22 protein-coding genes are annotated in these 25,428 nt (G+C 49.3%); 14 read left to right on the top strand and 8 right to left on the bottom strand.

Translation table 11 applies throughout. From position 1 onward, the window contains the following. Nucleotides 1-358: 358 nt before the first annotated feature. The 3 genes from Pan161_RS15260 to Pan161_RS15250 form a co-directional block, all read right to left on the bottom strand. The gene (locus Pan161_RS15260; protein ID WP_145228449.1) at nucleotides 359-637 is read right to left on the bottom strand and encodes a transposase; all 279 of its coding nucleotides are present in this window, start codon (nucleotides 635-637) and stop codon (nucleotides 359-361) included. A 289-nt stretch (nucleotides 638-926) separates the two neighbouring features. Then, a complete protein-coding gene (locus Pan161_RS15255; RefSeq protein ID WP_197995313.1) occupies nucleotides 927-1,502 on the bottom strand; it encodes a transposase in 576 nt (191 codons plus the stop codon). A 71-nt stretch (nucleotides 1,503-1,573) separates the two neighbouring features. Then, entirely contained in the window at nucleotides 1,574-1,930 is a 357-nt protein-coding gene (locus Pan161_RS15250) for an IS110 family transposase (protein ID WP_145228445.1), read from the bottom strand. A 437-nt stretch (nucleotides 1,931-2,367) separates the two neighbouring features. Here Pan161_RS15250 and Pan161_RS15245 point away from each other — a divergent pair, with 437 nt between their 5' ends. The 4 genes from Pan161_RS15245 (at nucleotide 2,368) to Pan161_RS15230 (ending at nucleotide 5,317) form a co-directional block, all read left to right on the top strand. Beyond that, nucleotides 2,368-3,195 (top strand): hypothetical protein, encoded by an 828-nt coding sequence (locus Pan161_RS15245; protein WP_145228443.1) that lies wholly within the window; start codon nucleotides 2,368-2,370, stop codon nucleotides 3,193-3,195. Then, nucleotides 3,183-3,548, top strand: coding sequence for a hypothetical protein (locus Pan161_RS15240; RefSeq protein ID WP_145228441.1), 366 nt, complete (start codon nucleotides 3,183-3,185; stop codon nucleotides 3,546-3,548). The genes Pan161_RS15245 and Pan161_RS15240 overlap by 13 nt, the downstream gene beginning before the upstream one ends. Nucleotides 3,549-4,107: 559 nt before the next feature. Continuing rightward, a complete protein-coding gene (locus Pan161_RS15235; protein ID WP_145228439.1) occupies nucleotides 4,108-4,341 on the top strand; it encodes a hypothetical protein in 234 nt (77 codons plus the stop codon). A gap of 487 nt (nucleotides 4,342-4,828) precedes the next feature. Beyond that, on the top strand, nucleotides 4,829-5,317 hold the full coding sequence (locus Pan161_RS15230) for a hypothetical protein (protein ID WP_145228437.1): 489 nt from the start codon (nucleotides 4,829-4,831) through the stop codon (nucleotides 5,315-5,317). 133 nt (nucleotides 5,318-5,450) lie between these two features. Here Pan161_RS15230 and Pan161_RS15225 read toward each other — a convergent pair whose 3' ends face one another. Further along, a complete protein-coding gene (locus Pan161_RS15225; RefSeq protein WP_145228435.1) occupies nucleotides 5,451-5,723 on the bottom strand; it encodes a hypothetical protein in 273 nt (90 codons plus the stop codon). 114 nt (nucleotides 5,724-5,837) lie between these two features. On the opposite strand from Pan161_RS15225, the gene Pan161_RS15220 reads away from it, so the two are divergent. The 7 genes from Pan161_RS15220 (at nucleotide 5,838) to Pan161_RS15190 (ending at nucleotide 17,386) form a co-directional block, all read left to right on the top strand. Further along, entirely contained in the window at nucleotides 5,838-6,776 is a 939-nt protein-coding gene (locus Pan161_RS15220) for a hypothetical protein (protein ID WP_145228433.1), read from the top strand. Beyond that, nucleotides 6,773-8,146: a hypothetical protein gene (locus Pan161_RS15215; protein ID WP_145228431.1), complete on the top strand. Its 1,374-nt coding sequence runs from the start codon at nucleotides 6,773-6,775 to the stop codon at nucleotides 8,144-8,146. The genes Pan161_RS15220 and Pan161_RS15215 overlap by 4 nt, the downstream gene beginning before the upstream one ends. Before the next feature lie 816 nt (nucleotides 8,147-8,962). Then, nucleotides 8,963-9,679: a response regulator transcription factor gene (locus tag Pan161_RS15210; RefSeq protein ID WP_315851547.1), complete on the top strand. Its 717-nt coding sequence runs from the start codon at nucleotides 8,963-8,965 to the stop codon at nucleotides 9,677-9,679. Next, nucleotides 9,676-11,103: a sensor histidine kinase gene (locus Pan161_RS15205; protein ID WP_145228427.1), complete on the top strand. Its 1,428-nt coding sequence runs from the start codon at nucleotides 9,676-9,678 to the stop codon at nucleotides 11,101-11,103. The genes Pan161_RS15210 and Pan161_RS15205 overlap by 4 nt, the downstream gene beginning before the upstream one ends. 70 nt (nucleotides 11,104-11,173) lie before the next feature. Continuing rightward, a complete protein-coding gene (locus Pan161_RS15200) occupies nucleotides 11,174-12,469 on the top strand; it encodes an efflux RND transporter periplasmic adaptor subunit (RefSeq protein ID WP_145228425.1) in 1,296 nt (431 codons plus the stop codon). A gap of 69 nt (nucleotides 12,470-12,538) precedes the next feature. After that, nucleotides 12,539-15,676: an efflux RND transporter permease subunit gene (locus tag Pan161_RS15195; protein ID WP_145228423.1), complete on the top strand. Its 3,138-nt coding sequence runs from the start codon at nucleotides 12,539-12,541 to the stop codon at nucleotides 15,674-15,676. Between the two features lie 186 nt (nucleotides 15,677-15,862). Beyond that, nucleotides 15,863-17,386, top strand: a complete 1,524-nt coding sequence (locus Pan161_RS15190; protein WP_145228421.1) for a TolC family protein — start codon at nucleotides 15,863-15,865, stop codon at nucleotides 17,384-17,386. A gap of 81 nt (nucleotides 17,387-17,467) precedes the next feature. Here the strand turns inward: Pan161_RS15190 and Pan161_RS15185 are convergent, their stop codons facing one another. After that, nucleotides 17,468-18,649: a phosphatase PAP2 family protein gene (locus Pan161_RS15185; protein WP_145228419.1), complete on the bottom strand. Its 1,182-nt coding sequence runs from the start codon at nucleotides 18,647-18,649 to the stop codon at nucleotides 17,468-17,470. Nucleotides 18,650-18,754: 105 nt separating this feature from the next. On the opposite strand from Pan161_RS15185, the gene tnpA reads away from it, so the two are divergent. The 3 genes from tnpA to tnpC are packed head-to-tail and all read left to right on the top strand — an operon-like array spanning nucleotide 18,755 to nucleotide 21,077. Beyond that, nucleotides 18,755-19,102, top strand: coding sequence for an IS66 family insertion sequence element accessory protein TnpA (tnpA, locus tag Pan161_RS15180; RefSeq protein WP_145225995.1), 348 nt, complete (start codon nucleotides 18,755-18,757; stop codon nucleotides 19,100-19,102). Further along, nucleotides 19,096-19,458, top strand: a complete 363-nt coding sequence (tnpB, locus tag Pan161_RS15175; protein WP_145225997.1) for an IS66 family insertion sequence element accessory protein TnpB — start codon at nucleotides 19,096-19,098, stop codon at nucleotides 19,456-19,458. Before tnpA ends, tnpB begins: the two co-directional genes overlap by 7 nt. Before the next feature lie 44 nt (nucleotides 19,459-19,502). Further along, on the top strand, nucleotides 19,503-21,077 hold the full coding sequence (gene tnpC / locus Pan161_RS15170; protein ID WP_232103241.1) for an IS66 family transposase: 1,575 nt from the start codon (nucleotides 19,503-19,505) through the stop codon (nucleotides 21,075-21,077). A 310-nt stretch (nucleotides 21,078-21,387) separates the two neighbouring features. Here the strand turns inward: tnpC and Pan161_RS15165 are convergent, their stop codons facing one another. From Pan161_RS15165 to Pan161_RS15155, 3 genes are all read right to left on the bottom strand, one after another. Next, nucleotides 21,388-23,445 carry an LTA synthase family protein gene (locus Pan161_RS15165; protein ID WP_145228417.1) on the bottom strand — a complete coding sequence of 686 codons (2,058 nt, stop codon included), beginning with the start codon at nucleotides 23,443-23,445 and terminating at the stop codon, nucleotides 21,388-21,390. A gap of 443 nt (nucleotides 23,446-23,888) precedes the next feature. After that, nucleotides 23,889-25,022, bottom strand: a complete 1,134-nt coding sequence (locus Pan161_RS15160; protein ID WP_145228414.1) for a M56 family metallopeptidase — start codon at nucleotides 25,020-25,022, stop codon at nucleotides 23,889-23,891. Continuing rightward, nucleotides 25,019-25,393, bottom strand: coding sequence for a BlaI/MecI/CopY family transcriptional regulator (locus tag Pan161_RS15155; RefSeq protein WP_145228412.1), 375 nt, complete (start codon nucleotides 25,391-25,393; stop codon nucleotides 25,019-25,021). Before Pan161_RS15155 ends, Pan161_RS15160 begins: the two co-directional genes overlap by 4 nt. Nucleotides 25,394-25,428 lie beyond the last annotated feature (35 nt).

The following is a 25,428-nucleotide window of genomic DNA, read 5'->3' as shown; positions in this document are numbered from 1 at the left end:
AAACATTAAAGTTTGGGATCCACGAAGGCTTTGCAGGTCAATGGATGAGAGTGATAGATACATCGCTCGATACACCCGAAGATATTGTTGAGAAACCATCAATAACTTTGGAAACCCCTTATTATGACGTCGGCAGTCACTCAATTGCCGTTCTCCTACGATCATGATTTTTCATGCGATTAATACTATGCGGTAAAGAGTGCATTACTGGAAAAACATAGACTTTGACATCCCTCCCGTTTTTTGATCCATACGAAATATGAGAGATTTTGTTAATTAATGACCTTGCATTCTGAGACTTGATCCCTTCCTATAGAATCCCGTACGAAATTCACTGCCTTGCTCCGTTTCGACGGGCTTAGAAGTTTCCCGAGGCAGCTTCCCTCAGAATCGATTTATCCAGTTCTGATTCTGCCAGTAACTTTTTGAGACGGTTGTTCTCTTTTTCGAGTTCTTTCAAACGTTTGGCCTGATCCATCCGCAGCCCACCATATTCACGACGCCATTTGTAATAGGTCTGCTGATGGATTCCCAGTTTCTTGCACATCAAGGGAATGGTCATCCCCTGGGAGAGGTGAATCTCGGCTTCCCGAAGTTTAGAAATAATCTGTTCGGATGAATGACGTTTCGTGGGCATAATCGCCTCCTTTTAATGGTCCAGAAACCTGAATTGTATATCAAGCTCTGGTTTCGGTTAAAGGGGGCACCCATGACTACGCCGTGTCAAGCCTCCGTTTCAATTGTTTTCTCGATTTTAAATTTACGCGGATATAGGCACCCATTCGCGCCGTCCGGCTGAACGCCGTCGCGCAGATTACAATTCAATCAGTGAGCCGCCCATTCACGTCACCGGTACAGAGTATTTCTCACCAGCCCCCTTCGCGGGCCGAACTCACTGCTTTCGTGTAATTTATCTCTTCTCTCTTTCAAACCGGCTGTACTGAATGCTCAGTCTGCCAACGGAATAATCGTTTCCAGGAAATCTCCGCGAGTTTGCGAGGTACAGCAACCCGGGCTTTCTTGGCTCCAGATCGTTTACGAATTCGGGTATAAAACCTTTTCAAGGGAACATCGCGCCGAATCACGTGAATCGCTACTCCGGTCAGAACCCAACGTAACCAGGGAGGTCCTTGCCTGGTAATGGAGCCATAATAACAGTGACCTCCCGATAGATTCACTTTCGATGTCAATCCTGCATAAGCCCCTACTTGTTTCGCAGAGCGAAATCGTTCGACTTCCCCCTGTTCGGCGACAATAACCAGAGTCGTATACAGTCCGATTCCGTGAATATTGAGTAATGCTTCTACCTGAGGAAAGGATACTCGTAGTTCTTCCAGTTGCTGATCAATCACAGTAATTTGCTCTGTAAAGTGATCAAGCCGAGTGATTAGCTCATCACGGATCAGATTGTCAATGGACGAAAACGATTGATCCCGGAACCATTTGATCCCTCGAGGACCAAAAGGGATTCGATAGGGGGCGTCCCGGTTATTACGCGCCAATAATGCGCGTAAACCAATCTTGATCTGAGCTCTGTCACGGGCCAGTCGGGTGCGGTGGCGTGTGATTTCTCTCAGTTGCTGATAATCGTCTGGGGGATGTAGGAGAGTGGGATCTGGTTAATCCGTAGCAGGTTCGCCAGGAGTTGACAGTCCAGACGATCTGTTTTGGCTCGTCGTTGAATCATCAAGCGTAATTTCGCAGGATGGGCCAACAGAATGGTTCCTTCCTCAGAGAGCAATTGATAAAGCCAGCGATAGGTCGCAGTAGACTCGATAACCGCCCGGAACGGTTTGAGTGGTTGCAGAAATTCTAGAATGGCATTTGTGTTCTGACACTCGATTGTCACAGGAGAGACAACTTCTCCAGAATCATTGACCGCCGACATGACAACCGTCCTCCGATGAAGATCGATACCAATGTGCCGCATGGATTTGCCTCCTTTGTAGAATGTTCAGATCATGGATAACCGGAACACTCATCTTAACGTTTTAAGGAGGAGGCTTGACACGGCGGTCATGGTATCATGTCAGTCTGTTGGCACAGCTTTTATCAAGGTAAATGGACCACAGGCATTTTGGTATTTCACGTTAGCTCGCTGGGCCTGTATTCCATTCAGCATTTTGGGAGGCTATGTGTGCTATCGCTGGTCAAGGGAGCTTTACGGAACATCCTCCGGATTCCTTGCTCATTCTCTGGTGCTTTTCACCAAATGTGATTGCTTGGGGATCAACAATTACTCCAGACACTGGCGCGACTGCTTTGGGGGTGACAGGTTGCTACGTATTCTGGCTCTGGTTGAAAGAACCAACATGGTGACGAGCAGCATTTGCAGGACTGGTATTGGGACTGGTTCTACTTACTAAAATGACTTGGATTATTTTGCTCGGACTATGGCCTCTTTCCTGGGCTTGCTGGATCTGGCGTCAGCGTCTCGATTCAAATATGGAAAGCTGTAAAAAGCAGATTGTGCAATTAGCCGTGATCATTCTATTGGGGGTCTATGTGCTGAATTTAGGTTACGGATTCGAAGGCTCTTTCAAGCCAATTGAAGATTACACATTTGTAAGCCGGACACTGGCCGGGAATGAATCCGTTGTAGACGAAAATGGAGGAGGTAATCGCTTTACCGGGAGTTGGATGGGAAAAATTCCCGTTCCGTTTCCAAAAAATTACTTGAGAGGTATCGACCTGCAAAAGGTCGACTTTGAATTAAAAAAATGGTCATACCTGAATGGTGAGTGGAAAAAGGGTGGGGGGTATTATTACCTCTATGCACTGATGATGAAAGTGCCGCTGGGAACATGGGGACTGTTTCTACTGGCTATGGGATTGACTTTTTTTAATCGACATTATAGATCCTCCTGGAGAAATGAACTTGTGTTGCTATTGCCAGCGGCAACTATTTTTTTATTTGTGAGTTCACAAACCGGTTTCAGTCGATACTTGCGATATGTACTTCCCTCTTTTCCTTTCTTATTCATTTTCATCAGCAAGGTAGCTCAATCCATCAAATTCCGCCAGTGGATAATCTCAATTCCGATGAGTGCAGCATTACTCTGGTCGGTTGGTAGCAGTTTGTTTGTTTATCCTCACAGTATGTCATATTTCAACGAAATAGCGGGGGCCCCAAGGGAGGTCACTGGTATCTTATTGACGCTAACATCGACTGGGGACAGGTCATGTTGTATTTAAAAAAATGGTATGCTGCTCCTCCTGAAGCAAGACCATTGCATGTATTGTGTCATGGCCTTGTCAAACCGGTTCATTTGGGGATCAAAGCTTCTCAACCTCCTCCGGGACCGGGAAAAAAAATATTAGCTTCTCAGGATCCGATCTTTGATGCCCAAAAATGTGGACCACAACCGGGCTGGTATGCAATCAGTATTCACATGTTGCATGCACGGGAAGGTTCGAATGATTACTTTTTGAAATACTTCAAACCCGTGGCTATGACTGGTTACTCAATCTATCTCTATCACATCACTCTGGAAGATGCCAATCGCGTTCGAGATGACCTCGGCTTACCACTTATCGATTCTGAATAGTGAGAGTGTAAACCAGCCCGTATTTTGACTTGCCTAAAAAAACTGTATCAAGGCTTATGAAGGTCAGTTTAGGTAATTTCGACGAAAGCTAATTCAATCCCAGAAATAACTCCACACCCGACTAAGTATCTGATTGCCTCCGGTTCCGAAGTCGGTGGGCTCATACTCGTGAAACCTATAATACAAGCTGCTTGGAATGGAGTGATAAGCCGCTGGGAGTGTTTTGGGAGTGAGCGGAGTGGCTGTCATTGGCATTATTTGACATTCAACAGCAGTGAAAAATTGAGTCTGGCGAACAGGGTTGTTTTTCTTTCCTTGTTGTTTGGATAGCTCGCAGTTGTTTGAATTGTACGCCACTCCCGCAAGGTTGTACGGCCGCGCGATGCTTTGCCGTCTCCACCTTGCAGTCGGGCAGGAGGAGGAAGCAACGGCGAGCAATCGGCGTTCTTTATTTCCTCTCCCCCCTTCAATATGCACACTGTTCACCGATTGAGCAGTAATCCCTTTTTTCCCGCTCATTTCGACTGGCGGAGCTTTTGTTTCTTTCCCATTTTTCCCTATGAGCAACTATGCCATTGTCCGCGCATACACATTCGATGATCTAACGGAATCTGCTCAGAATGTTGTTCTGAGCTATGACGAGCATCCATCCAAGTCTGATGCAGTCTATAACGCAGATGGAGAATTGATCGATAATGATGTTCTCTGGAACTTCGATTTTAATGTGACATTTTCGATGCTGCGTGCTATTCCTGAACTTCTTAAGGCCATCGCTAACACTAAAGACAAATGAACTCCCCACAAGTTTTATATTTTGATTCCCCTTTTTATCATGCAAATAAGAATTTGTGATATTTGCTATCACGAGAACAGAACATTGGTCGAACTGAAATCCTACCAGCGAGTAAAAGGCCACCCGGAGCTTCGACTCGATCTTTGCGAAGCGCATTCTGAAACGTATCAACCGAAAACATTGGTTGAGCACATGCAATTCGTGTACAAGCTCGATGGGATTGAATTGGATGAGCATCAAGCCCGCAAAATGCTGAGTCAAAGGTAGACAAGTCCCATCACAGGTTTGTTTTATGCATTTTCCCTCGCTGACTTCAGTTAGCGAGGGCTTTTTTTGCTCACATTCTTGGAAAGACTGTAAATCGATTAGGAATCATTTTACGCTACGTCTCTGCTCGCGGTCTTTCCATTGTGCTCCCTCGTCAAGGTTGTTTGCTGAGGCAACTCCACCTGGACTTCGGGAGAAATAGGAGAGCACCGGCGAGCAAATGCCGGTTTCTGATTTCTTTCCTTTTATATTTATGGTTTCTGCTGCCTACTTAACAACACCGGCTCATGGAACGGATGTCTTTGGTACTTACTGGAATTGTTACTGCAGTCAATGTGCCTCGCGACGGAGAGTCGTCCACCGGCTAGTCGATTTGTTTTCACAAATCCCCTCTCGCTGGATTGAGGAGTTGAGTGAACATCGGAGTGAATGGCTGCCACTTCCAATGTGGGGAACATTGTTTGTTCCAAAAGATTCAGCCGATATTAGGAATATTGAAAAATTAACGAAATCAATTGAAGATGATGACGAAGAATCTATCAGTTTTCGAGATGCCGGTTGGCAAGCAGTGGCCGCGACAGGAATCTATGCCATCGAATTCGATGAGGAATTGCTACTCGGCATTCATGGTGCCGGTTATAATTTCTATGTTCAGCATTGGTCAAAGTTGTACGATGCCCTCGACTATCGCTGGCATGAATCAATATAAAATATTTTACTTCTTTTCCCCTCAAAACCATGGACCACAATCCCCTCTCACAAGAGGCCGTTGATGCGGTGATGACTCAGGCCAACGCTCAGATTGGCAACTGTCCGGGCTGCCATCTTCCTTGGGCCAATTGTCACTGCCATGCGAAGTAATTTTCAAAGAAAAAAGCCTCGTCAATCGGGTTTTTTTTATTGCTCACAAAACTAGGGCAGACCGAATCCCCTACTGCGGTCACCCCGCCTGTCAGGCCGGACGTCACCCCATGCGACAGGCTGATGACAGCCTGCCAGTGGGATGGTTTGTCACCCTGTTTCAGAGGAGAATGACGGCCTGACAGGACTCCCCGTCTGAAACCATGACTGACAGCCTGTCGGGGGCTGACAACACAGAAATGATGGTCTGGCACGGAAGTTTGATGTGTCTGTTTTTTCGCTTTAGAAAGCGGAATCTGCTAGTTGTCACCCCCCTCTGACACATGACAGGGAGTCTGACACCCTGAAGGGCAGGGTGACAGAAAAAGTTGGCATCCTTTCAGCTTTCGCGCTATTCTGAAGCAGCCTTATTTTGTCATCCCGTCAGCACTATGTCAGTCTCTCCCACCGCCGGTTATCTCACCAAGAAAGAGATCGAAGAAGCGTTCCAGCGTTCCCACCGTTCATTAACCCGCGACTTCAGTCAGGCGGTCAGAGTAGGGGACTCAGACATTCTCCGAAATCTCAAACTCAGGACCGAAGATGGTAAGGAATTTGAAGGGACCACAGTGACGCTGGAACAGATTCAACAACTTTCCAATCAGGGGCTCTCGCCGACCTGGTATGCCCGCCGTGAATGGGTCCAGAAACATTATGGAACAGAGTCCGCAAAAAAGCAGAAAAAACAAACTGAGCAGGAAGAGAAATCAACGCCAGAAGAGGGACCGAGTTCTACCGCGACAGACAACGAACTGGTCTCCACTTTGAAAGCCCAGATCAGCCGACTCGAGCAGGAGAATGATCGCCGCTCCCAGGAACATCAGCAGGACAAGGAATCGTTTATGGAACAGATCAAAATGTTTAAGGACATGTTCGACACATTGAAGGAAGATCACACCGATACGAAGGAGCTTTTGAAAGAGGTGCATCAAGTGATGGGAAAACTGGCGGACGTCAATCGGCTCAGTTCTCAGAAAGGACCGTCCGATGATGAACCCCCAAAAGGTGAGACAGACTCTGACCCAGACAAGGTCGTTGATCTTGGAAACGGATCGACAATGGAAGCGGTCATTGTGGAAGAACCGAAGAAAGCAGAGAAAACTTCTGCAAAACAGGGGACCAAGAAAGGTACTCCCAAAAAATCAACAACAGCCACTCGATCAAAACGTTCCGTCACTCCGAAATCAAAGCCATCTACCAAGACCCAAGCGAGTAAGCCCAAGTGGTATGAGACCCCCACTCTGAACCGTTTCTTATCCCGTAAATGAAATTTAACGGTTTCGAGCATCTGACGGCCAATTTTCTGTACTGTCCGAATCAGTTTTTTGATGTCTGTCTGCCGCACCATTCACGGGGAACCGTGCGTCTGGTAGCTTACATGTTGCGAAAAATACTGGGCTGGCTGGATGCAGAGGGGAATCCGATAGAGCAGAATATCGGTCTCTCGTATCACGATTTGATCCATGAAGCGGGTATCAGCCGCGGTGCAATTCGCAGTGCACTGGATGAAGCCGTTGCCGGTGGTTTTATTGCCTGTCTGCAACCGGGAAGGGCCAACGGACACAATCAGACAGCTGAGACTGCTCATTACCGCCTACGCTGGGCGACTGACGGTCATTATGAAAAGACCCCTGAAACATTCAACGGGTTCTTTGCGGGGGAGGGGAATCGCACTCCGATTCCGAATAGTTTTTTTGATCTCATCGTAAGACAAGAGACGCTGGCCGTGGTCAAAGTCGTCGGAACTGTCTTACGTCACACGGTCGGCTATCAGAACCAGTTTGGGGGACGCCGTCAAGTCGCTCCGCTTTCCTACAGCTACATCCAGAAGTATGCCGGTCTGAGTGATCGGTCCACTCTCAGTGCCGCGATCCAACATGCCATTGAAACGGGTTATATTCATTGTGTCGAGAAAGGCTCGGTGAATCCGAGCAGCAATCAGCGACGACCTTCTACCTATGCCATTCGTTGGCATCAGCAAGCCCATTCCGAAGTCCACGGTACAAAATCCAGACCAGCCGGGGCAGGGCAGTTCAAAAACCAGACCAGCAACGGTTCAGAAACCCCACCAGCCGAACGGTTCAAAAACCAGACTCAAGAAAAGACACCTGAAAATAACACGGACAAACAACAGGAAATATCTGCTGTTGCTGTTTTTGAAAAATTGGATTCAGTTCAACTGTTACGAAATGCCGGTTTTGATGAGGTTATCGCCAGAGAACTGGCAGAGGGGAGGGGACCGGATGAAATTCAAAAGCAGATTAACTGGCTCGCGCAACGCAATCCGAAGCAAAACCGTCTGGGATTGTTACGCAAAGCAATTGAAGAAAATTGGGCCAGTCCGGTGACGGAAACGTCAAAACAGAAGAAAAAATTTCATGCACAGGAAGAACAGACTGAGCTTGAAGCTACGGAAGCGGACAAAAAACGCAGGCAAGTACGCGAAAAACAGCTTGTCCAATGGAAAAGCCTTTCCGCAGATCAAAAACGGACACTCTACAATCAAGCGATTCAGCTAGAGCAGAACAGCATCATTCGCGCCCGATTGGTTCGTTGCCAAGACGAGTTAAAACCCGTTTTTGAGGTCTTGCGACTTTTGGAATCAAGCCAGGATCAGTCCACTGAAGCAGCGGCATGATTTTTATTTTCGCTGATCAAAAATCAATTTTTCAGAACGGAAATCAATAAAGCGGCCTCAATAAAAAACCACGTGAGTAGGGGAGCGGTATCCCCCGCGTTTGCCCCCGCAGGTAGGTGCGAGGTAAAACATCCTCCGTTGGCGATGGAAAATCGACCGAACGGGGCTTGGCAAAGCCAAAAAACATCTCTTATGAGGTGACACCACTCGCGGGCGGGAACCCGCGAGGCCGAGACTTCCAACACATTCCAGGGACGTAATGGCTCCATCCTCGGCCTCGCGTCTCCCTTTGGTCGCCTCTCGTGGGTCACGCACGGCTCCCTGGGCAGGGAACGGCCGCGAAGCGGTATGAAACCTAAAGCCTACCGGCTTCAGACACAACGCGCGCAAGCGAAAACGGTCGTTAATATTTACAGTACGACGAATGACGAGTTTAACGAACAGAATTGCACTTGAGTTATGGGCTAACTACTTCAACGCAATTGTACTGCAGCTCGAACACTATAGTTCCTACTTACCATCAAAATGAGTGGTTTTGATATTCGGTTTCTGAAGTAGGTTGTCTGACAGATTTTGCTCTATAGGTAGATCAATTGGACCGAGCATCAGTCCTCGAAAACCAGAGTGAATATCGAAATACCTAAATGGCACTGTAGAATCAGTATTACACTCTGCTAGTGATATCAACAGAACCCAATGTTTTCGAAATCAACTACCCGTAAGATTAATTCGAGTTTATATCGTATAATTGCGGCTTCTATTATGTGCCTGCATAGCTGATAATGGAATTTGAAGAAGTGGTATTCATCTGTTTTCATGATATCAACCCGTGTTAAATTTATTTTGGGTCACGCTGCAATGCCTCAGATACTTATCGTCGAAGATCAAACGAATCTCCTACGGAGTATTATGCGCACATTGAGCGAATCAGGATTCGAACCAGATGCGGCAGAAACACTAGGCGCGGCAACACAAAAAATGTCTTCAAGAATTGACCTGGTCGTGTTGGATCTAATGCTGCCCGATGGGTCCGGCCTGGAATGGTTGAAGCAACTCCGCGCTACAGGGAACAAAATCCCCGTACTGATTTTAACAGCCCGTGATTCCATTGAAGATCGTGTTTCCGGACTCGATATGGGTGCTGATGATTATCTGGTCAAACCATTTGCCCTCGATGAACTGCTGGCACGCATTCGCGCATTGCTGCGTAGGGACGCACAAGCGAACGAGAGAGAATTCTCGTTCGGCGATCTCACGGTGAATCTGGTCTCGCGCATCGTTCGTCGGGGCGACAGGTCAATTTCCTTGCAGAACCGACAGCTGGAGTTACTGGCCTATCTGATTTCGCATGCCAATCAGATAGTGACGCGAGAGATGATCTCCCGCGACGTCTGGAAGGAATCGACGGCGACATGGACCAACGTGATCGAGGTTCAGATCAACCAGCTGCGCAAGAAGATTGAGAAACCCGGGCAGACCGCCATTCTGCATACCGTGCGCGGCCAGGGTTATCTGCTGGGAGATCCTCCATGAGACAGCTTTCGATTCGCTGGCGGTTAACACTCTGGTACGCATTCGCGCTGGCAGTGATGTTATGCGTGTTCTCTCTGGTACTCTGCCTGTTGGTCTGGTCTCAGGTGCTGGCACGTACGGATACCGGCTTGCGTGAAGAACTGCAGGAAATTGGTTTGGAAATCGCGCTCGCCGACAGTGCCTCTGTTTTCGCGTCGCAAGCCTCTGCTCGATTTTCCCAGCATGATTTTTATGAATTTATAGTCACCGATGAATCGGGGCGCGTCATTTTTAACAGTACAGGGCTGAAGGAACCTGTGGTCACTTTGTCTCACCCGATCACACCGCTACCAGAAGAAATACTGGAAACGCGGGAACTCAATGGCCTGGGCCCGTATCGCATTGTGAGCACAACTTTGTCTGGCTCGTTCGGCACCTTGAACGTGCAGGTGATGACCTCTCTCATTCCGCTGTATAATGATCTCCACACCCTGCATTGGGCGGTCGCTTTCCTGCTACCGGTGGCGGTTCTGCTGGCGATTGCCAGCGGTCAGTTTCTGGCGAGACGCGCACTCCGGCAGGTCCAGCAGATTGTGGACTCCACGAATGCGATCAACATTACCTGTCTGGACCATCGGATCAATGTTTCCAATCCGGATGATGAAATCGGAAAACTGTCAGTGGCGCTGAACTCGCTGATTAGCCGGCTGGAACGTGCTGTGAATGAAATCCGTCGTTTCACAGCGGATGCTTCACATGAAATCCGCACACCGATCGCAGCACTGCGATTGGAATCCGAGTCGGTCCTGCGTTCCTCTCGTACTCCAGAAGAATACGCTCAGACGCTGGCTGTCGTGGTTGAGGAAACAACACGTCTGGGAAAACTGGCAGATCAACTGCTTAATCTTAGTCGTCATGATGCCGGAATCGTGCCCTGCAATCATGATCCCGTTCAACTGGACGCGCTCCTGCTGGATGTGGTCGATCAACTCAGACCATTTGCAGACGATCGTGGTGTGACCTTGAACTGTGAAGTTGAAGCGGCATGCGAAGTCCTCGGCGATGATATCAGCCTCAGCCAGGTGTTTTTCAACATTCTGGATAATGCCATTAAGTACACACACTGTGACGGACAGGTGACGGCTCGTCTGAATGTCTCAGGACAAATGGCTGTCATCGAAATCCAGGATTCGGGCATCGGAATTTCTGCCGACGACTTGCCGCATCTGTTCGATCGTTTTTTTCAGGTCGATCCATCGCGTCAATATTCAGGCGGGGGAGCCGGACTGGGCCTCTCAATTGCCAAAGCTGCCGTTTTGATGCACGAAGGCACCATTGAAATTCAAAGTCAGCCCGAACAAGGGACGACAGTGATGGTTCGTCTGCGATTATATACGAACGCTGATGAACCGAGTCCCACTCCCACAGACCAAATTATGGTGTGATGCTCCTCTTAAATGAACAGCCAGATCAGAGCCAATTTGAGCGAAACGAAACATGAGAAAGAAATTTGAAATGAAAATTCTAAAACAAACGTTGGCACTTCTGGGGTTTTGTCTCATTTTAGGGCTGCTATTCATCATCTGGGATCGCGATCGTAAAGCACAACAGAAAAGTACGTCGACAAAAACCAAACATGTAGAACACCATGCGAAGACCACTCACCCTGTGAATGAAGCGGATCTAAATATCATTCAACTCAGTCCCGAGGCAGTTAAAAGTCTGGGAGTGGAAACGCAGCCTGTGGAAATCCGCTCAATGCCTCGCACTAGGCCTTATGGCGCTGAAATGGTTTTGCCGACAGGTGCTTCGGTGATTGTTTCTGCCCCGCTCGCCGGAACACTGCGGCATCCACACGGCGATTTATTCCCACAGGTTGGCCAGCGTATTAAAAAGGATGAAACGTTACTGGAATTGTTGCCGTTGCTCTCGCCTGAGCGGTCCGTTTTAACCCCGGCTGAGCGGATTCGCTTCGCGGAAGCAAAAGCGGCGGTGGCACAATCTCAAATCGATGCAGAGGGGATACTTCAGCAGGCGAATGTGCAGAAGGAAGCGGCGCAAATCGAGTTGACGCGGGCACAGCGTCTGTTACAGGACAATGTAGGCACCCGACGTGCCGTTGACGATGCCAAAGCTAAAGTGAAACTGGCAGATAAAGTTCTGGCGGCAGCGAAGAGTCGCAAAAAACTGGTCGACAGCATTAAACTGGATGAAGATGCCGGCACGCTCAAGCCGCTCGCCATTCATTCTCCCCTGTCAGGCATCGTCCGTACCACAAACGTTCAACCGGGTCAGTTGATTGCCGCCGGGCTCCCGCTGTTTGAGGTGATGAATGATGCGGTCCTCTGGATCAAAGTTCCCGTTTATGTGGGGGAACTCGACGAAATTGATATGAAACGCCCCGCCCGCCTAACTCTGCTGGATGGTCACTTATCAAACAAAGATGTTCTGGCAAAACCGGTCTCACTTCCACCTACCGCGATGCCGCTTTCGGCTGCGGTTGACATCTATTACGAAGTTCCGAACGACAATCATCAATTTCGCCCCGGCCAGAAAGTTTCAGCCCACCTGCCGTTGACTGGCGAGGCTAGCATGAAGACCGTGCCGTGGTCGGCACTCATCTATGATATTTATGGGGGCCAATGGGTCTACGAACAAGTGGGAGAACGCCAGTACGTTCGACGCCGTGTCGAGGTCGGCTGGGTTGATCACGGACGAGTCGCTCTCTTACGCGGACCTGCGGTCGGTGCGCAGATAGTGACTGCCGGAGCGGCAGAACTTTCCGGAACCGAATTCGGCTTTGCGAAATAACTCAGCAATCAGCAACAGATTACAACTAAGTTAACATCAATTGACTGTTCATAACGTTGGGAGATAAATATGAGGTGGCTCGTTGAAACGGCCCTGAGGTTACGCATCGCGGTGATCGCTGCAGCGGTGTTGTTGATCGTGGGAGGGCTGCGGATGGTGCCTGAGATGCCGCTTGACGTCTTCCCCGAATTTTCTCCGCCCTATGTTGAGATACAGACCGAAGCCCCGGGGCTGTCCGCGGAAGAAGTCGAAAACCTGATTACGTTTCCGTTAGAAAACGCACTCATTGGCACGCCCGGTCTAGATACGCTACGGTCGAAGTCAGTACTTGGACTGTCCTCGATTCGAATGCTGCTTACGGAAAATGTGGATCTCTATCAGACGCGGCAACTGGTACAGGAACGTCTGGCTGTGGAAGCTCCGCGTCTGCCAACAGTCGCACGCCCCCCCGTAATTCTGCAGCCGCTTTCCTCACTCAGCCGTATGATGAAAATCGGGATGTGGTCCGATTCACTCTCGCAGCAGGAACTGTCGGAATTAGCCGTCTGGACGATTCGGCCGCGTTTGATGGCAATTCCGGGTGTCGCTAATGTAGCCATCTGGGGACAGAGAGACAAACAGTTGCAGGTGATGGTGGACGTTGATCGGCTGCGGGCCCATCAGGTTACGCTGGACTCCGTCCTGCGTTCTGCCGGAGATGCGGTCGTGCTGGATGCGGGTGGTTTTGTCGACACACCAAACCAGCGTATGGCGGTACGCCAGCTTTCTCCGGTCAGCGGTCCGGAAGATTTAGCGAGAACGGTAGTTTCTTTTAACGGAGGCGCCGCGTTGCGTCTGGGTGATGTTGCCGACGTCAGGATCGGGGCGGCTCCTGCCATAGGCGATGCCGTGATCAATGACCAGCTTGGCTTACTGCTGATCGTCGAAAAACAGCCGGGAGCCAATATTCTGGAAGTGACTCGCAAAGTCGAAGCCGCACTGGATCTGCTCAGGCCGGGACTGAAAGGGGTCAAAGCCGATTCCACTATCTTTCGCCCCGCAACGTTCATCGAACGTTCCATTACAAATCTGACCCACGCGCTGATGATTGGATGTGTGCTGGTGGTGATCGTGTTGATCGCCTTCCTGTTTGACTGGCGAACGGCGGTGATCAGTCTAACTGCCATTCCGTTGTCGCTGATTTCTGCGGTGCTGTTGATTCACTGGTGGGGCATGACTATCAATACGATGATTATCGCGGGCTTGGTCATCGCTTTGGGAGAAGTCGTTGACGATGCGGTAATCGACGTGGAAAACATCGTGCGCCGCCTGCGGCTCAACCAGCTTGCCGATCGCCCGCGTTCTGCGTTTTATGTGGTTCTAGACGCCTCAATGGAAGTCCGCAGTGCGATTGTTTATGCGACGGCGATCATCGTGCTAGTCTTTTTGCCGATCTATTTTCTGGAAGGGTTGCCCGGTTCATTTTTTCGACCGTTGGCACTCGGTTATATCCTGGCCATTCTGGCGTCCCTGCTGGTGGCGATTATTGTGACGCCGGCAATGTCATTGCTGCTTTTGCCGCGCAAGAATATGAAACAGCATGAGCCTCCTCTGACGCGGTGGCTGAAGATTCCCTATCGCAACATGCTACCGTGGTTCGCGGTCCGTCCGAAGTCAGCCATCAGTATTCTGACGCTCTCTTTTGCTGCCACCTTTGTATTACTGCAAAGCCTGGGACAGGAGCTGCTCCCGAATTTTCAGGAGACCGACTTCCTGATGCATTTTGTCGAAAAGCCCGGCACCTCCATTGAAGCGATGGATCGCATTACGATCAAGGCGAGTCGCGAACTGCGGGCCATTCCTGGCGTGCGCAATTTTGGCAGTCATATCGGACGCGCTCAGGTTGCCGACGAAGTGGTCGGACCGAACTTCACGGAACTCTGGATCAGCATTGACGAAGATGTGGACTATGACAAAACCCTTGCCAAGATCCAGGCGGTCGTAGACAGTTATCCCGGCTTGTATCGTGATGTGCTGACGTATCTAAGAGAGCGGGTTAAGGAAGTCCTGACCGGAACCAGTTCCAGTATCGTGGTGCGGATCTACGGCCCTGATCTGGATTCACTGAGAAAGCAGGCGCATGATGTCGCGACTGTCATGGGAGAAATTGACGGCGTCAACAACCTCAAGGTCGAACCCCAGGTGCTGGTCCCTCAAGTTGACGTCCGCCTTAATCCGTTAGCAGTCGAACGATTCGGATTGACACCCGGGCAGGTCCGACGAGCGGTCACAACAATGCTGCGGGGGACAAAAGTTGGGGAAGTATTCGAAGACCAGAAGAAAATGGACGTTATGGTCTGGGGAACGGAACAGTCTCGAACGGATCTGGATGCTCTCCATGAATTGAGAATCGACTTGCCAAATGGCGGTCAAGTGCCCCTCAAAGATGTCGCAGAAATCGGCATTGTGCCCGCTCCGAATGAAGTCAAACGCGAAAGCGGTTCGCGGCGCATTGATGTCACCTGTGATGCCAAAGGCCGGGACCTCGGTTCTGTTGCGCAAGATATTGAGGCGGCTGTGAGCGGCATACCTTTTGAACGCGGTTATCATCCCGAGTTTTTGGGCGAATTTGCCACTCTGCAGGCATCACAGAAACGACTTCTTCTACTGGGAGCAGTCGCGCTGATGGGAATTCTGCTGATTTTGTATATCGACTTTCAGTCTGCTCGGTTGACATTAATGGTCTGCCTGACGATTCCGTTTGCTCTCGTCGGCGGCGTGATTGCTGTCTCATTGACGGGGGGCGTACTCTCTCTCGGCTCGCTGGTGGGATTCATCACCGTGCTTGGCATCGCCGCGCGGAACGGTATCATGTTGGTCAGTCATTACCGGCATCTCCAGGAGTTAGAGGGGATGTCGTTTGGTCTCGAACTTGTGATTCGAGGTGCTGAAGAACGCCTCGCTCCGATTTTGATGACCGTACTGACCACATCGCTGGCGCTGTTGCCTCTTGTGATTTCGGGGAACAAACCGGGACACGAAATCGAATATCCGCTGGCTGTCGTCATCATCGGGGGGCTCGTCACCTCAACCATTTTGAATCTCTTTTTGCTGCCGCCGCTCTACCTCTTGTGGGGGAAACAGGCAATGCCAGCCTCCAAAAATACCGTTGCGGCAGAATTCAGTCGATCCCCACTTCAATCAGATCAACCCGGACTATCAACGTAGATCCCCTAAAGTGATTCGTAGAGTCAGACTTTCATCATCGGGAAGATTAACTCTGACTTAAAAAGGGACTTCGTATTGAATCGATGGTGTGCATTTTGACGAAAGGAGAGAGTAAGGCGTTAGCCTGACACATGGGAATCGACGGAGTGCTTCCCTCCCGGAATATCATTACTGGATAGAAACGCCATGATGGCTCATCTTCACACCCTGATTTTGTTGCTGCTATTGGCATTCAGCGGATGCAGAACCAGCGGTTCATCTCGATCTGACCTGAGCGCTATGAAAGACATTTCGAGTACCCCATCTCCTGTGATAAAAACTCAGGCAGCCAGAGTCACAGTTCCTGTTAAACGCAAACCAGATACCAACATAAAAAAAGTGTCGTTAAATTTTACGGAATCAGATAAATCCAAAACTCCTACTGAGTCCCCCCATTTTGCAAGGCAGTCGCAGTCATTGTCTGTTTACGATAGCATCTCGCTGGCCTTGGAAGGGAACCCGGACCTGGTTGCCCTCCGTGAAACGGAACAAGTGGGCGTTGCCACTGTGGGAGTAGCTGAAACTTATCCATTTAACCCAATGGTACAGGTACAGGTCACTCCCAGTCAGGAAAACCGAAAGATTCCCAATAGAGGACCTGGGACCACTTCACACTATGTACTATTGATGCAACGAATTCAGTTAGCACATCAACAACAGTACCGTGAGGACGCAGCGCATTCATCGTTAAATGGAGTGCGTTGGAATATTCATCAAGCCGAACTTCAAACGACTGCGCTTACTGCACAGTTATATTTCACGGCACTTTACCAGCGAGGACTTTTGGAGATAGCAGAGGCCAGTCAGAGCAATAATGAGCGTTTGCTCGAATCGTTGATAAAGCGATTTGAGGCAGGTGATATCTCTGGTGCTGACCTTGCTACGGTTCGTATCGATACACGCTCCACAAACCAGCAATTGCGATTAGCAGAAGCAAATTATCAGACAGCACTTCGTAATCTTCGACGCCAGCTTGGACTGCCACCGGACTCTCCCGAAGAGATTGAAGGTGACCTGAGAATGATCCGATGGCTGCTTCCCACTGCGGGGAACGAGGGATCGATGACATCTGGAATGGGTCTTCAAAGTCTTGATGTTCCCAACGACAATCAGGCGTGGATGGCGAGTTGGGCCGCATCCCGGCCCGATGTGCTTGTGGCGCACGCGAATATCGATGTAGCATCAGCCAATTTAAATCTTGCTACTGCAGACCGTGTTCCCGATTTGACGATGGGACCTTATTATCAGCAAGACCCGGATGGGTTGGCACGTTTTGGACTCCGGGCAGAACTGAACCTGCCAATTATTAATACAGGTAGACCTCTCGAAACACAGCGTATGACCGAACTAAATCAGAGGACTGCATTATGGCGCCAGACGCTTCTGAAAGCTGAGTTAGAAGCACAGGCGGCGTTCGAACGATACAAACTCGCTTTTGACGTACTCGCCAAAGAGAAAACGTACAGTATTTCAGAGTTGCCACAAGAATTGCAGAGTTTGGAGAAACAATTCCTTGCAGGAGAAGTGGATGTTGTTCGGATCATCCAGGCTCGAACCAGTATTTTACAAAATCAACGCGCTCAACTCAACCTATTCAACGAACTCGCTCAGTCCGCCGCTCTCTTAGTTGGCGCGACCGGCATGCCTTTAGACCTGCTCATGGGTCAGTGATATTTGCCAACTACAGTTAGAATACAGACTTCCTCCAGAATAATGGCCGCAGGATTAGTCCTAATCTCTGATGCTGGATACTTACCACCGAAATTCCACAGCAATACCACTCGCACCTGGATACGAAATCGGAAATACGGACCAGTTTCGATCTGCCTTCTGTGTTGCATCGACGGCGTTCGTGGCGATCCAAGCCATCCACCAACCTAGAAAAGCCTGTGAGGGGTAGTGGTGGTTATCATTAACTCGGGACAACGGTGCCAAAGTGGAACCGGCGTAGAAAGCCAACTTAAGAAGTGGTTTTTTAGTCATCTTTGCAGCAGCCAGAAATAGTATTGCCCCCATGAAACTGTGACCACTTACCCCGTTATTATCTTGAAACGGTTTCCATCTTGAACCGGAACTTGTCTCTCCTGGGCGCGAGGCACCAGTTACATATTGCATGGCGAGCATCGGAGGTGTGCCAACCAGGATCGCCCGGATCGAGCGTTCGCCCCATTCCCCTGTTGTACTTGCTAGTGGAACCCTCTCAAAGAGTTTTCCCGCCACCCAGGCTGCCGCGAAAATCGGCAACGTATAGCGCCCGTTGCCCCATTCTTTTTGCGCATGCAACGTTTCGATCCAATCGTCTGAGCTCGCACTGTGAACGCTGGTCTGAAAGTGATTTTGGATTCCCTCGTCAATTGATGTATTTGCCATGATGGCTCCCACGCCGAGGCCGCCTGCTAACCAAGTGAGTGAATCTTTTGAATAGTAGTTGGTATGGTCAGATTTAATGCGCTTCCAGAGAGTCAGATTTTCTAACTGCATGTCGTCGTCGAAAACGGAATTGAATCCAGCGGGATCATCGGGAAGGTTGTTTGACAGGAATCCCTCGATCGTGACCAACCCTAGTGGTTCGTTTACCTCTCCAGAGTGAGTTGTCCCCGTTTCAAGCTGCTGATGCAGTGGGAGAGAGCTGATCAGGTCTGGCGTCAGCTCAAACCAATTCGGATAAGACGAACTGTCACCAACAATGCTGGCAATTCCAGATTCGTTATCATCATTTTTAATTGGATCACTGATCTGTTGGTAACCTGATGGTTGAGCGATTTCACTAATTTGACCTGATATGGATGATTCGATTCGAGTCGTCTTGGTGGTGGTGATACATCCTGTTAATAGAACGAGCGCGCTCACACTCAAAGAGACCAGCATTTGGAATTCTTTCGCCAAGAATAGCGCATTTTGCATTTGCAATGTCAGCGTTCTCAGTGGATTCATTAACTGCTACGTGCTAAAAATATGTAACCGGCCCACCAAATACACCTTGACGTGTATCGTATTCTGAATGTGTTTCAATCACCAGCATATTCAGGAGCAAAAGCGATGTCCGCATCCCAGCCAACCCCGCGTGCCGACCAGCGACGGAACCCGAACCGTGAAGCGTTCTGGCGACAAACCCTTTCAGACCGACTGCAGTCCGGACTCTCGATCCGTGCCTTCTGTCAGCGTGAGGGACTCAGCGAACCAGCTTACCACTACTGGCGGCGGGAACTGAAAAAACGCGATGCCGCGAAAACCGCTGCAGCTTCCTTTCTGCCCGTTGAAGTCCATCTCCCTGCCACGTCGATTGAAATCGTCTTCTCCCATGGCACCACGGTTCGCGTCGGTAACGGCTGTGATCGGACCACGCTCGAAACCGTGCTCGCCGCATTGGAGCAGCGCGCATGCTGAATCTGCCGACCCGCATTTATTTCTGCACGGTCCCCACTGATATGCGTAAAAGTTTTGACGGCCTGCTGCGAATGACCGAAGTCTACCTGCAGCAAAACGTACTCGACGGGGGATTGTTTGTGTTCCTCAACAAAAAACAGGATCGCATCAAGCTGCTGTACTGGGACCACGATGGTCTGGCCATCTGGTACAAGCGGCTGGAAGCGGGCACATACCAGCGTCTCTCCAGCCCGGAGGGCATACACGGCCTGCAACTGTCCTCTACCGATCTGGCACTCCTGCTGCAGGGCATCGACCTGACCAGCGTGCAGCGCAGAAAACGCTATCAGATTTCAGAAAAAGCATCGACTTCATAAAAAAACAGTTCCCGCCTGATAACGATTATGTTAAGACGTGGGACATGAACCAGAAACGATCTTCACTGCCGAACGACGTCCAATCCTGCCATGACATGATTCATAAACTGGGTGAGACCGTGGGAGAGCAACAGCGGGAAGTCGAGCAACTCAAACATTTCATTGATCGGCTGCTGCGACAACGCTTTGGTGCCCGTTCTGAAAAGATCGCCCCCAATCAAATGAGTCTGTTTGACGAACCCGATACCCTGGAGGAAACAGCCGATCCTGAGGACGATGAACCTCCTCCCACTGTGGTTTCCGCACATCGCCGTCGTGGCGGCGGCCGCAACAAGCTACCCGATCATCTACCCCGGGAACGGGTAGAACATGACCTGACCGAATCGGAAAAACGCTGTCCCTGCTGTGACCAGACACGGCAGCGGATCGGAAAGGTCAGCCACGAACAACTGGAATTCATTCCCGCCAGCCTGAAAGTGATCGAACACATACGTTTCAAATACGCGTGCCGGGAGTGTGAAGAGCATGTGGCGCTGGCTCCAGCTCCTGCCCGGCCGATTGCCAAAGGCTTTGCCGGGCCCGGCCTGCTCTCAACGATCCTGGTGGGGAAATACTCAGACCATCTCCCCCTGTATCGTCATGAATCGATTCTCAGCCGGAACGGCGTGCAGCTTTCACGGAGCACGATGAGCCGCTGGGTACTGGAAACCGCGGAATTACTGCAACCGTTAACCGATCTGATGAAGAACCGGGTTTTACAGTCGCATGTCGTGCATACGGACGACACGACGATTCCCGTCCAGGACCAACGGCTTTCCCGCACGCGGACCGGCCGGTTCTGGGTTTACTGTGGCGATGCCGCGCACCCGTATTCGGTCTATGATTTCACACCGAACCGGGAGCGCGCCGGTCCCCAGGCGTTTTTAGAACACTTTTGCGGTTATCTGCAGGCAGACGCGTATGCCGGCTATGAAGAACTATACCGGTCAGGCAGGATTCAGCAGGTCTTGTGCTGGGCGCATGCGCGACGTAAGTTTTACGATGCGCGGACCGTGCAGCCGGAAGCCGCCCATCGGGCATTATTGTTTATTCAACAGTTATACGCGATTGAACGGGAAGCCGACGAGTTGAAGTCGGATCTGCCACAGCCGGAGGGTCGTGAACGCTGTTGGCAGCACCGCCGGCAGTTACGACAGGAAAAGGCGTTACCGATTCTGGAACAGTTCCGTGACTGGTTGACGGAAACCGTGCGCAGTCTGTTGCCGAAAAGTCCGGTGGCAGCGGCGATTCAATATCTGTTAAGTCGTTGGTCCGGTTTTACGCGGTATTGTACAGAGGGCATTCTGTCGATTGACAACAATCTGGCCGAACGCACCTTGCGTCCCTGTGCTATTGGCCGGAAGAATTATCTATTCGTCGGCAGTGATCGGGGCGGCGAGGCCGCCGCCGTGCACTACAGTCTGATGGCCAGTTGCAAAGCAAACGAAGTAGAACCGTTTGCTTATCTGAGAGATGTGCTGAGTCGGATAACCGATCACGCCTCCGATCGTCTGGAAGAACTGCTGCCGGACCAATGGCTGAAGCAACACCCCGAAGCTCACTACACCCGCCGACGCTGAACCGACAGTGATTCAGTTACTCATGACTCTCAAAGGCATATCTTTCGATGCCCGTTGATAGACCGTGTATTTCCTGAAACGGTTACAAAAATATTAGGTAAAAATGACCAAGGTCGAGATGAAGTTGGGAAGGGATTCAGGTCAATCAGGAAATCTCAGACAATGAGAACCCAAATGATGAGATCAAATCGATATGAGTCAGAGTATGTAAAACGTGGTAATCCTGCTCGTCAAGGGCCGCTCAAGAAGATTCTTCTCACAGTAGCTGGTTTCAGGATTATCAAATTCTGAAAGAGTAACCTCTCTCTTATCAACCGGAACCTGGAAACCATCGATCAGAATAATATAGTTCAAAAGCTGATTGAAAAAGTGATACTGCGTTTTGTAGCATATCAGAGTCAGGGGATTCTTTTTGTTCAAGCTGATGGTTGGTTTGATCAAGTTCGAAGCCTTCTGCTGATTTACCAAACCCCAGAACGACCATGCGATTCTGAGAATCGAGTAATGCCACGTCGTGGTTATGCTGCATGACAGCGCGTCCTTTCTTTGGATCAGCCAGAAGCGCATCGTAGCCGAAAAAGACAGACCGATAATCGCCGCCAAGTCGCCCCATAATGGTTGGCGCGATATCCAGTAAGCAAGCTAAAGTATTGCAGCGTGTTCCCTGGTCTTTTCCATTCGGTTGAATCATCAAAACCGGAACTCGATAGGAACTCATTGGAAAAAGCTGACTACCGGAAACTCGGGCTCCATGGTCACCCATTACAATGAAGATTGTATTGCGATAGAAATCGTGCGACTGTGCTTCACGAAAGAAATAACCCAATGCCCAATCGGCGTACTTTACTGCGTTTTCGCGTGTTTGTTCCTTATTAGGAATTCGCCCTTCTGGATATGTGTAAGGCCGATGGTTGGATACCGTAAGGATTGTGGCAAAAAATGGATTTCCAGTTCCGTGTAAATTATCGAGTTCGCCAAGAGCCTTTCGAAATAAGTCTTCATCACTGACTCCCCAAGCGTTGGCGAAGAGAGGGTCTTTAAAATCTGATTGTTCAATGAAATGATTGAAACCGTTCGCCTTCATGAATGAACGCACGCCGTCAAACAGCCCACGGCCTCCGGTCATAAACAGCCGCTCGTAGCCACGCTTGGCAAGAACGTTTGCCAGAGTAAACACACGGTCGGAATGATCTCGTTTAAGAATGGACTCGGTGGGAATCGGTGGCATGGAGGTCAGCACCGCTTCCAATGCACGTGCAGTTCGATTTCCCGTGGCGTAGAAATTGTCAAATAAGATCCCTTTGCGGGTAAGCTCATCAAAGTGGGGTGTGAGCTTCCGGCCATCACACAAAACACCAACAAAGTCAGAACCCAGGCTTTCTTCCAAAATCAGCACAACATTGAAATTTTGTTTAGGTCCGTCGGTGTCAACAATTCGGTCGACAGGATTGGTTGATCCTGTTTTCAGTTTGTCTCCCTCTCCTACAACCTGTTGTTGTAACCGTTGAACAGAATCAGAACCGTCGAGTGTGACATAATTTTCCTTGAATTCAAACCGGCAAGTCCAAGCGTAATACACAAAACTATATAATCCGTTCCAGGTGCATTCGTTTGCGACACGGTCGCGAGAGATCTGTCGACTGTCTGCTCCGATTGTGGACCATAAGATCATCATCCCAGTGAGGCAGCTTACCAAAAATCCATAACGCCGTTTCCAGGGCATTGGCGTTGCGATCCTCTTATGAAAATTCTTTCGCAATAGAAACCAGAGACTTCCTCCACAAGCACCAACAATGGCTATCAGGTCAATGAGTGGATATGACTCCCAGATGTTGCAGCACACTTCGGTAGGGTAGACTATATATTCAAAGGCAATGTAATTCAGCCGTGATTGAAACTCATCGAAAAAAATGAATTCAGCAATACATATAAATGGCAGAAACAAAAAGGCAATGATCCATGCCCCGTCCAGCAACAGGCGACTCGTTTTCCCCCTGACTCTGCGGTTCGAAAAGATGGTGATATGAAATAACTGAGGCACCACAAAGCAAAGCGCAACGAGTACATCAAACTGCAATCCCACTGAAAACAAACTGAGACCATCCCCGAAAGAGAGTTTGTCAAAGTTTGCATAGGTCACCACCATGATGGTTCGCAAAAGCAACAGATACGAAAGAGTAATTGCAAAAATAATGGCAATCACGAAATACCGACCCGACCATTCAGATAAAACGGAATACCAGTTCCCTACGGTATAAACGAAGCCTGAATGTTCCTTCAAAGCGCCTTCTGATAATTCGCCCGATGCATTTGGACCCGGATTGGATAATCCTGAAAGCATGTTTGATGGTAAAAAGTTTTTTGACATGTATCGAAAGTCCTTTTTCGAAAAGTCTCATGTTTAGTGTAATACTGTCAGACAAGTGATCATCGATAAATGATTGCCAGCGGACAGATAGGAGAGCAAAGCGTCATTTCAAACGAATAAGGAGGTGTCTTAGTCCGTTCAACGGAAGTCATATTTACAATCAAGTGTTCAATTTGAGTTCATTGGAATTCCTAAATGCTTAGTAGTTCGTAGTAAAAAAAGGGATTCAAAGAATCTAAATTTCCCGACCTTTCAAACTACGCCAGTTAATACTTCTATAAGCGAGGGATATTCCGATGATGCTCAACCCTGTCAGCCAAGTCGATTCACTAACTCGAATATCTGTACTGAATTTTGTATTTGTGCTTTGCATCACAAGAAGCCCACCTCCTAAGACATTAGTAATTGCGATCAAAAAAATGGGTATTTGAATTTTCATTCAACTAGTCGTCATCGATACTCTCAGGTGTCTGATGTTCCAACAGTTCGTGCAGTTCAATTCGGGGGTCGAAAACTTCGAAGTCACGAGCGGGAATATCAAAGTCATGTAAGACGCCTGCAGACCAAGTTGGCCAAGGCGACCAATTAGTACGAGACGATGCAAGCACATCAATTGGTAGCCACAAAAATCCAATCAAGGTTGCCAACATCACAAGGCTGAAACACGCCGCCGGACCCAAAATTCGGGATCGACGATCGATTTCTTTTCTCTTGGCAATTTGGGTGAGGCGGCGAGCGCGTTTGGCAACGATGCTCTTTCCTCTTCCAAATGCCAGTGATGTGGGCGTCTCTTCCGCTTGCGATGCACTGTATTCCATGATTGTAAGTAATGTTTGCAAATACATGACGATATCTGATGGTGAATCAATTGCCGCCTCATCACAGGCGAATTCCCGACTAATGGAAGACTGCTGCGATGCCCACCAAACCATTGGATGAAACCAAAAAATCACTTCAACTACACGCTGTAGAAATAATTGCAGCGGATGTCCGGTTTTGAGATGTTCTAATTCATGCCGGATGATGAAGTTTAATTTCTGACGATCAAATCCGAGCAGATATTCCGGTACTACAATGTAAGGATAGTGGAACTGGGAGCAAAATGGAGTCGTCAACCTCGTACTTGTTAATAATCGAAGTCTTTGTTTCGATGGAAAGGATGTCAGTTCAGGAATGTCGAGTTGATTCTCTTCAGAAACAAATTCGTCGAGATCAAGAGGTTGGCAAGTATTGAGAAAGCGATTGACTTGAAAAGAGCGAAAGAAAAATACCATCAAGGAAACACTGGCTCCGGCAAGCCAAACAAAGAATAATATTTGTCCTAACTGCATTTCTATGGTTACAAGCGTTGTTGTGTGCTGCGCACCAATCGAAACCCAAGGCTGGAATAATCTGGGATGGGGTAACAATAGGGCAACTCCGATCAGCGAAAGTAGAACCACATAACAGATGGTCCATAAGCGACACTGCATCTGTTCGCTATTTACGAGCCGTCCTAACCAATGGGCCACGATAATAACGAGCGCAACTTGCACGGAGAGTGAAATAGCCAATTCAAGGAATTGTGTTGACGTCATGAGTCTTTCTCCAAGGATTGAATTGCCTGTTTCAATTCCTCGATGTCTGATCGCGACATTGAATCGCTTTCGACGAGGCTGAGCACAAGCGATTTCACCGATCCGCCGAAGAGCCGCTGAGTAAGGTCATCAGCCATGTTGCGACTAATTTTCTCGCGCGAGACCGCTGGCTCATAGACATAGGCGCGGCCTTCCTTCATCCGTCGGACGACTCCGCGTGTCTCATCAAGTATCTTCAACGTTGTCATGACGGTCGTATAAGCCAGTGGGCGTTCGAGAGTATCGACAACATTCTGAACAGTGACACGTTTTTTCCGCCAGACAACGTCCATTACTTCGAGTTCGCATTTGGTCAGATGAAGTTCAGGCATAAATATTCCTTCCACGCGAATGGATCACTAAATCT

Origin of the sequence: Gimesia algae (assembly GCF_007746795.1) — a bacterium.
Taxonomy (GTDB): Bacteria; Planctomycetota; Planctomycetia; order Planctomycetales; family Planctomycetaceae; genus Gimesia; species Gimesia algae.
Note: the sequence above shows the minus strand (reverse complement) of the source record. Positions and strands in the feature narration are given on the sequence as shown.

Bases quoted from the DNA above. Each gene is read 5' to 3' on its own strand.
- Pan161_RS15260 (WP_145228449.1), bottom strand. From the start codon at position 637: ATGCCCACGAAACGTCATTCATCCGAACAGATTATTTCTAAACTTCGG.
- Pan161_RS15250 (WP_145228445.1), bottom strand. From the start codon at position 1,930: ATGCGGCACATTGGTATCGATCTTCATCGGAGGACGGTTGTCATGTCG.
- Pan161_RS15245 (WP_145228443.1), top strand. From the start codon at position 2,368: ATGACTTGGATTATTTTGCTCGGACTATGGCCTCTTTCCTGGGCTTGC.
- Pan161_RS15240 (WP_145228441.1), top strand. From the start codon at position 3,183: ATGTTGTATTTAAAAAAATGGTATGCTGCTCCTCCTGAAGCAAGACCA.
- Pan161_RS15235 (WP_145228439.1), top strand. From the start codon at position 4,108: ATGAGCAACTATGCCATTGTCCGCGCATACACATTCGATGATCTAACG.
- Pan161_RS15230 (WP_145228437.1), top strand. From the start codon at position 4,829: ATGCCGGTTTCTGATTTCTTTCCTTTTATATTTATGGTTTCTGCTGCC.
- Pan161_RS15215 (WP_145228431.1), top strand. From the start codon at position 6,773: ATGAAATTTAACGGTTTCGAGCATCTGACGGCCAATTTTCTGTACTGT.
- Pan161_RS15210 (WP_315851547.1), top strand. From the start codon at position 8,963: ATGATATCAACCCGTGTTAAATTTATTTTGGGTCACGCTGCAATGCCT.
- Pan161_RS15205 (WP_145228427.1), top strand. From the start codon at position 9,676: ATGAGACAGCTTTCGATTCGCTGGCGGTTAACACTCTGGTACGCATTC.
- Pan161_RS15200 (WP_145228425.1), top strand. From the start codon at position 11,174: ATGAAAATTCTAAAACAAACGTTGGCACTTCTGGGGTTTTGTCTCATT.
- Pan161_RS15195 (WP_145228423.1), top strand. From the start codon at position 12,539: ATGAGGTGGCTCGTTGAAACGGCCCTGAGGTTACGCATCGCGGTGATC.
- Pan161_RS15190 (WP_145228421.1), top strand. From the start codon at position 15,863: ATGATGGCTCATCTTCACACCCTGATTTTGTTGCTGCTATTGGCATTC.
- Pan161_RS15185 (WP_145228419.1), bottom strand. From the start codon at position 18,649: ATGAATCCACTGAGAACGCTGACATTGCAAATGCAAAATGCGCTATTC.
- tnpA (WP_145225995.1), top strand. From the start codon at position 18,755: ATGTCCGCATCCCAGCCAACCCCGCGTGCCGACCAGCGACGGAACCCG.
- tnpB (WP_145225997.1), top strand. From the start codon at position 19,096: ATGCTGAATCTGCCGACCCGCATTTATTTCTGCACGGTCCCCACTGAT.
- tnpC (WP_232103241.1), top strand. From the start codon at position 19,503: ATGAACCAGAAACGATCTTCACTGCCGAACGACGTCCAATCCTGCCAT.
- Pan161_RS15165 (WP_145228417.1), bottom strand. From the start codon at position 23,445: ATGTCAAAAAACTTTTTACCATCAAACATGCTTTCAGGATTATCCAAT.
- Pan161_RS15160 (WP_145228414.1), bottom strand. From the start codon at position 25,022: ATGACGTCAACACAATTCCTTGAATTGGCTATTTCACTCTCCGTGCAA.
- Pan161_RS15155 (WP_145228412.1), bottom strand. From the start codon at position 25,393: ATGCCTGAACTTCATCTGACCAAATGCGAACTCGAAGTAATGGACGTT.